Raw genomic sequence first — 6,971 nt, 5'->3', positions numbered from 1 at the left:
CTATGCCTGGACGTCAACGGCGCCGCCACCGCCAACGGCACCGCGGTCATCGTCTGGACCTGCCACGGCGGCAGCAACCAACGCTGGACCCGCGCATAGACACGGGTCAACAGGGCCGGCCCACGGCGATCGCGGTGGGCCGGCCCGCTGCTCGGCGAGCGGTCGGTCAGGTCGCGGGCGTGACGATGCCGTACTCGTGGATCTTGCGGTAGATCGTGGCCCGGGACATGCCCAGGGACCCGGCCGCCTTGATCTTGTTGCCGTCCCAGTCGATCAGGCTGCGGACGATGGCGTCGCGTTCCATCGCCTCCAGCGGGCTCAGCAGGCGGCGGCTGACCGTGCGGCACTCCGGCGGCAGGTCGGCCGGCAGGATCGCGCCGCTGCGGCGATGCTGCACGATGCGCCGCAACACCGCGAAGAGCTGCTCCGTGTTGCCGGGCCACGAAGATCGGACCAGGAGCTGCATCGCTTCGGGTGAGCAGGCCAGGTTGCCGCCGGTGGCCAGGCGGGACAGGAAGAACGGGACGAGGGCCTGCACGTCTTCGACGTGATGACGCAGCGGCGGCAGTTCGACCGTGCTCGGGAAGAACCGCAGGAGCCCGGCCATCTCGCCGCCGTCGTGGCGCTGGCTCAGGGTCACCGCCACCCACGGTTGCGGGTCAGCCGCCCGCGCCTCCTCCAGCAGCCGCGACAGGGTGCGCAACCGTCCCCGGCTCAGCTTGTCGACATGCTGGATCACCAGCGTCCCGCCGGCGTCGAGCAACTCACGGCGCGCGTCGGCCAGCCACCCGTGCCGCCCGGCCGCCGCCGCGTCCAGCACCGCGAAATGCACCCCCGGACGCCGCTGCTGGTGGACGGCGCGAATGACAGCGAGCTTGCCGACCCCGGGCTCGCCCTCGACCGCCAGCCATTCGCCGGCGTCGAAAACCGCCTGCACCTGGTGGCAGCCGCGCAGCCAGAGGGCGCCCGACCCGACCAGGCCGGGCATGAACATCCGCGGCGCGGCGGCGGTCTCGGCCCGGGGCCGCGCCGGCGACGACAGCTTGACGTGCACCACCCCGCCGGCCAGCCGGCCCTCGCCACGCACCGGCCGGCAGTACATCCGCGCCTTGACCCCCGTCGGCAGGTCGACCACGACCGACGCCGTCGGCGTGCGGCTGGCCAGCGTCTCCGCCGCCTGGGCCAGCAGCACCGACTGCTCGGCCGGATCGAGCACCTGCCGCGCGTTGTCGTTCATCATCACGACGTCGTTGTTGAGTGCGAAAACGATCCCCGCGGTACGCCGGCACGTGCGCAGGTACTCCTGCAACAGATCGAGCTCGCGGATGCCGCTGTCGGTGAGCAGCGCCTGCTGGATCTGCCCGGCCGTGGTCTTGGCCAGGATCAGCAGCAGCGGATCGGCGTCCTTCCGCCAGCAGGTCAGGTCGACCGCGCCCACGGTCTTCCCGGAGATCGGGTGGTGGATCGGCACCCCGGCACAGGCCAGATCCTCGAGATTCTCCGCGTAGTGCTCGTGCCCGAAGACGTGCATCGGCCGGCCGCCCTCCAGCGCCGTGCCGATCCCGTTCGTTCCGACGTACTCCTCCGCATAACTGAATCCCGGCGACAGGTTGACCCGGTCGAGGTGGGCGTCGAGCGCGCGGCCGGCGTCCATCCTGGTCAGCACCAGGCCGGCGGGGTCGGTCAGGATGATGCTGATCGGCTGGCCGTCGAGATGTTCGCGCAAATGGCGCAAGACGGGCAGCGCGCTGCGTGACAGCGGCGTGTCGAGGTCGGGATCGCGCAGGTAGGTCAGGTCGACCCGGTCGGCGGCCACGTTCCAGCGCCGGGATCGCCACCACGACGCCAGGATCGCGTCGCGGACCTGGTTGGGGTCGACGGCCTCGGCCGTCAGGAACTGCTCACGCGTCTTCGCCAGCTGCGCGGTGTCGCTGATCTCGTCTGGAAACGTCGAACCCGGTGGCATGGACGGCCCCCTGCCCGGTCGAACGCGCGCCGGCGGGGGATGGCCGGAGCACGCTCTGGTTACGTCCTGGTTACACGTTACGCTCCGCGCCGATGGTGGCCGTCTCATGTTGAGACCCCACTGGCCGCGCACGGGTGTGGACTCGGGCGATGGAGTCGACGCGCGAGTCGTTCAACCCGTGGAGCGTCGTCAACGTGGTCTTCCACCACCTCGCGGCGCAGGGTCTGCATCCGATCCTGGGCGGCGATGACCCCGGCGGCCCGGCCGCGGACCTGTTGCGCGCCCTGGGCATCGATCCGGCCGCCGAGGGCGACCGGCAGGTCGGCGAGAAGGTCAAACGTCACCTCGCGGAGATCCGGGCCGCGATGTTCGAGGAGCAGGACTCCTGACTCAATGTGAGACCGCACCCCGGGCCGACGTGCGGTCTGATCCGTCGCATGACGCACAGCCAACGGTGAGGAGACACCTATGAGTCGGCAGAGCGTGGCCAGGGCTCATCAGAAGATCCAGGAGTTGTCCTGGGAACCGGCCTACCACCAGCCGGTGTCCCACTACGGCACGGACTACACCTTCCGGAAGGCGCAGAAGAAAGACCCGCTCAAGCAGGTGCTGCGGTCCTACTTCCCGATGCAGGAGGAGAAGGACCACCGGGTGTACGGGGCGTCCGACGGCGCGATCCGCGGCAACATGTTCCGCCAGGTGCAGGAGCGCTGGCTGGAGTGGCAGAAGCTGTTCCTCTCGATCATCCCGTTGCCGGAGATCTCGGCCGCCCGGGCGATGCCGCTGCTGTTCCGCACGGTGCCCAACCCGGAACTGCACAACGGCCAGGCGATCCAGATGATCGACGAGGTCAGGCACTCGACGATCCAGCAGAACCTCAAGCGGCTCTACATGAACAACTACATCGACCCGGCCGGATTCAACAGCAGCCTGCGCAACTTCCAGAACGACTACTGCGGCACGATCGGCCGGCAGTTCGCCGAGGGCTTCATCACCGGCGACGCGATCACCGCGGCCAGCATCTACCTGACGATCGTGGCCGAGACGGCGTTCACCAACACGCTGTTCGTCGCGATGCCGGCCGAGGCCGCCGCGAACGGCGACTACCTGCTGCCGACGGTGTTCCACTCGGTGCAGTCCGACGAGTCGCGGCACATCAGCAACGGTTACGCGACGTTGCTCATGGCGCTGGCAGACGAGGGCAACCACCAGCTTCTCGAGCGCGACCTGCGCTACGCCTGGTGGAACAACCACCGCGTGGTCGACGCCGCGATCGGCACGTTCATCGAGTACGGCACGAAGGACCGCCGCAAGGAGCGCGAGTCGTACGCCGAGATGTGGCGCCGCTGGATCTACGACGACTACTACCGCTCGTACCTGGTCCCGCTGGAAAAGTATGGCCTGGTCATCCCGCACGACCTCATCGAGGAAGCCTGGAACCAGATCTGGAACAAGGGCTACGTGCACGAGGTCGCCCAGTTCTTCGCGACCGGCTGGCTGGCCAACTACTGGCGGATCGACCCGATGACCGACAAGGACTTCGAGTGGTTCGAGTACAAGTACCCGGGCTGGTATGACCGGTACGGCAAGTGGTGGGAGCAGTACAACCGCCTGTCGACGCCCAACGGGCACCACCCGATCGTCGCCGAGGACGTCGACTACCAGTACCCGCACCGCTGCTGGGTCTGCATGGTCCCGTGCCTGGTCCGCGAGGACATGGTGATGGCCGAGGTCAACGGCCAGTGGCGCACCTACTGCCACGAGGCCTGCCGGTGGACCGACGTCGAGGCCTTCCGGCCGACCTACCAGGGCCGCGAGACGCCCAACATGGGTCAGCTGATCGGCGCCCGCGAGTGGGAGACGCTCTACCACGGCTGGAACTGGGCCGACGTGGTCTCCGACATGGGCTTCGTCCGCGACGACGGCAAGACCCTGGTCGCACAGCCGCACCTCAACCTCGACCCGTCGAAGATGTGGACGCTGGACCACCTGCGCCGGATGGACCCGCTGCTGTCGCCGAACGTGCTGCTCAACGAGATGACCGACGAGGAGCGCAACGCGTTCCACGCCGCCTACATCCAGGGCGGACCGGCCGGCCGCCCCGCCCGCACCGACAAGGCCTGAGACCGGGCCATGGGCGACAAGCACCGGGTCCGGTTCGAGCCCGTCGGCATCGAGATCGAGGTCGACGAGGACCAGACCGTGCTGCGTTCCGCGTCCGAGCAGGGGCTGATGCTCATGCACGGGTGCAAGGAGGGCCAGTGCGCGGCCTGCAAGTCGTTCGTGCTCGACGGCGACGACATCGAACTCGACCGGTACTCGACCTTCGCCCTGCCCGACTACGAGAAGGAGGAGGGCTTCACGCTCCTCTGCCGGGCGCACGTCTACGAGGACGTGACGATCGAACTGCTCAACTTCGACGAGGAGATCCTCCGGTCCGGGCTGCCCATCCAGAACGCGGTGGCGGAGGTCGTGTCGATCGACCATGTGACACACGACCTCCGGCACCTGGTGCTCCGGCTGGTCGAGCCGGCGGACCTGACGTTCTTCCCGGGCCAGTACATGGACATCGCGGTGCCCGGCACCGAGCACACCCGCTCGTTCTCGATGGCGAACACCTCCAGCCGTGAGGGCGGGCGGCTGGAGTTCGTCATCAAGGTCTACCCGGACGGGCTGTTCTCGTCGTTCCTCGACAGCCGGCTGGCCGTCGGCGACCGGCTCGACCTGACCGGACCCTTCGGGGTCTTCACCCTGCGCGAGGCACAGGGCGAGGACATCGTCTTCGTCGGCGGCGGCGCCGGGCTCGCACCGATCCTGGCGTTGCTGCGCTCGATGGCGGAGCGCGGGATCGACCGCCGGGCGGTCTTCTACTACGGCACCCGGCGTCGCCGCGATCTCTGCTTCGTCGACGAGCTCAAGGCGCTCGAGGACAAGCTGCCCAACTTCCGCTTCGTGCCGGCGCTCTCGGAGCCCGAAGACGGCGACGGCTGGGACGGCGAGGTCGGCCTGATCACCGACGTGGTCAAGCGGCACGAGCAGAACCTGAGCCGCGCGCACGCGTACCTCTGCGGGCCGCCGCCGATGGTCGAGGCGGCCATGCCGCTGCTCGCCCGCCTCGGCGTGCCCGACAAGCACATCTACTACGACAAGTTCACGACGACAGGTGGGGAGGTCTGATGACGACCGCGACGGAACGTAGTGTTCCCAAGCCCGTCTTCACCGACGCCGAGGCCGGCGCGAAGGAGTTTCCGGACTCGACCGCGCGCCGGTTCAACTACTACGTCCCGCAGAAGCGCAAGCAGACCCACTACGAGGACGTGACCGTCGAGGTCCAGCCCGATCCGCGGCACTATCTCGCCCAGGGCTGGCTCTACGGCTTCTCCGACGGGCGCGGCGGCTACCCGCTGGACTGGACCGTGCTGAAGGCGTGGGGCTCGGACCGCCCCGAGCCGACCCGCGGGCCGGGCTCGGGCGGCAAGGGTTACGACTGGCCGGCGCACGGCTGGCACGAGTTCCGCGACCCCAACGAGGAATGGGAACTCTCGCTCTACCGCTACAACGCCAACGTCGTACGCCAGGTCGGTCAAAATGTCGAAGCCGCCCGCCGGTCGAAGGCCTTCGAGCAGTGGAACCCCAACTGGGTGCGCTTCGTCGAGCGGCACGTCGGCGCGTGGATGCACGTCGACCACGGCCTCGGGCTCTACCTGTTCGCCAACGCCAACCGGCGGGCGCCCACCAACATGCACAACAACGCGATCTCGGTGAACAGCATGCACCGGATCCGGGCGGCGCAGGATCTGGCGCTCTACGGCCTGACCCTGAGCGAGGAGATCGCCGACTTCGACGGCTCGGCCCACCTCGACGCCTGGAACAACGACCCGGCCTGGCAGGGCGTACGGGAGGTGGCCGAGCGGCTGACCGCGGTCGACGACTGGTGCGAGGCGATCTTCGCGGCCAACGTGGTGTTCGAACCGCTGGTGGGTGAGCTGTTCCGCAGCCACCTGGTGCAGCACGCCGCACCGCGCAACGGCGACTTCGTCACCCCGACGATCGTCGGCGCCGAGGAGTACGACTTCTCCGAGCGCGACCTGCGCTACACGAAGGCGATCTTCGAGCTGCTCACCGCCGACCGCGAGTTCGCCGAGCACAACACCCGGATCCTGCACTCGTGGCTGGCCGACTGGGTGCCGGTCTCGATCGCGGCGGCCCGGGCGCTGCAGCCGCTGTGGTCGCAGCCCGACGCCAAGCCGCCGCGCTTCGAGGACGCGCTGGACAGCGCCAAGAACCGGTTCAGCGGCATCGTGACCGACCTCGGCCTGGAGACACCGAAGGAGCTGGCCCAGTGACGCAGTTCAAGGTTGCGGAGAGCCCGTTCAAGTCCGACAACTCGGCCTCCAACATGTGCGGCTTCACGCTGATGAACAACCAGGTCGGCGTCGTCGTCGCCGACGTCATGCGGGCCAAGCCCAACGTGACCGTGACGCCGTTGCCGTCGATGATCCGGGTCGACGCGTCGAACCGGATGGACGTCGTCTACGACGAGATCTCCGAGGCGCTGGGCGAGGAGCCCGGCTACTTCGACGCGGCCGAGTTCGAGGAGAGCATGTCGACCCACTACGGCCGCATGATCCACGAAGACGACCGGACCATCATGTTCGCCAACCCCGAGGACGCCGCCGAATACATCGGCTTCGACCTCACGGCCGGTGGGAGGTAACGCCTTGTACGAGAAGGACGGGGAGAAGTATTTCGTCGTCGACAGCCACATGCACTTCTGGCAGGCGGGCCCGGAAACCTGGGTGCCCGGTGCCGAGCACTACGCCAAGGGCTGGATCGAGTGCTTCCACGCCTACCAGGGTCTCGGGCCGGCGGAGACGCACTGGCCGATCGAGAAGTTCATGTCCTACACGGAGGACGACCTGATGAAGGACGTCTTCGAGGACGGGTACGTGGACGTCGCGGTGTTCCAGCCGACGTATCTGACCGAGTGGTACAAGGAGGGCTT

At 68.3% G+C, this 6,971-nt stretch carries 7 protein-coding genes and 1 pseudogene; 7 read left to right on the top strand and 1 reads right to left on the bottom strand.

The features are described 5' to 3' along the window. On the top strand, positions 1-99 hold a 99-nt coding region (locus AB0J74_RS38795), incomplete at its 5' end, for a ricin-type beta-trefoil lectin domain protein (protein ID WP_363458271.1). Positions 100-166: 67 nt separating this feature from the next. Here AB0J74_RS38795 and AB0J74_RS38790 read toward each other — a convergent pair. Next, positions 167-1,966 (bottom strand): GAF domain-containing protein, encoded by a 1,800-nt coding sequence (locus tag AB0J74_RS38790; protein ID WP_363458286.1) that lies wholly within the window; start codon positions 1,964-1,966, stop codon positions 167-169. A 149-nt stretch (positions 1,967-2,115) separates the two neighbouring features. On the opposite strand from AB0J74_RS38790, the gene AB0J74_RS38785 reads away from it, so the two are divergent. The 6 genes and pseudogenes from AB0J74_RS38785 to AB0J74_RS38760 form a co-directional block, all read left to right on the top strand. Continuing rightward, positions 2,116-2,355, top strand: coding sequence for a hypothetical protein (locus AB0J74_RS38785; protein WP_363458283.1), 240 nt, complete (start codon positions 2,116-2,118; stop codon positions 2,353-2,355). 79 nt (positions 2,356-2,434) lie between these two features. Beyond that, positions 2,435-4,090, top strand: coding sequence for a methane monooxygenase (locus AB0J74_RS38780; protein WP_363458281.1), 1,656 nt, complete (start codon positions 2,435-2,437; stop codon positions 4,088-4,090). Between the two features lie 9 nt (positions 4,091-4,099). Continuing rightward, the gene (locus AB0J74_RS38775) at positions 4,100-5,143 is read left to right on the top strand and encodes a 2Fe-2S iron-sulfur cluster binding domain-containing protein (RefSeq protein WP_363458278.1); all 1,044 of its coding nucleotides are present in this window, start codon (positions 4,100-4,102) and stop codon (positions 5,141-5,143) included. Beyond that, on the top strand, positions 5,143-6,312 hold the full coding sequence (locus AB0J74_RS38770) for a toluene hydroxylase (RefSeq protein ID WP_363458276.1): 1,170 nt from the start codon (positions 5,143-5,145) through the stop codon (positions 6,310-6,312). The genes AB0J74_RS38775 and AB0J74_RS38770 overlap by 1 nt, the downstream gene beginning before the upstream one ends. Further along, on the top strand, positions 6,309-6,683 hold the full coding sequence (gene mimD, locus AB0J74_RS38765) for a propane 2-monooxygenase effector subunit MimD (RefSeq protein ID WP_363458273.1): 375 nt from the start codon (positions 6,309-6,311) through the stop codon (positions 6,681-6,683). Before AB0J74_RS38770 ends, mimD begins: the two co-directional genes overlap by 4 nt. A 4-nt stretch (positions 6,684-6,687) precedes the next feature. Beyond that, positions 6,688-6,971 (top strand): annotated as a pseudogene (locus AB0J74_RS38760) (amidohydrolase); the annotation flags it as partial.

Origin of the sequence: Asanoa sp. NPDC049573, assembly GCF_040676615.1 — a bacterium.
GTDB lineage: Bacteria > Actinomycetota > Actinomycetes > Mycobacteriales > Micromonosporaceae > Asanoa.
The sequence above is the reverse complement of the archived record's forward strand: the minus strand, read 5'-3'. Positions and strand labels throughout refer to the sequence as shown.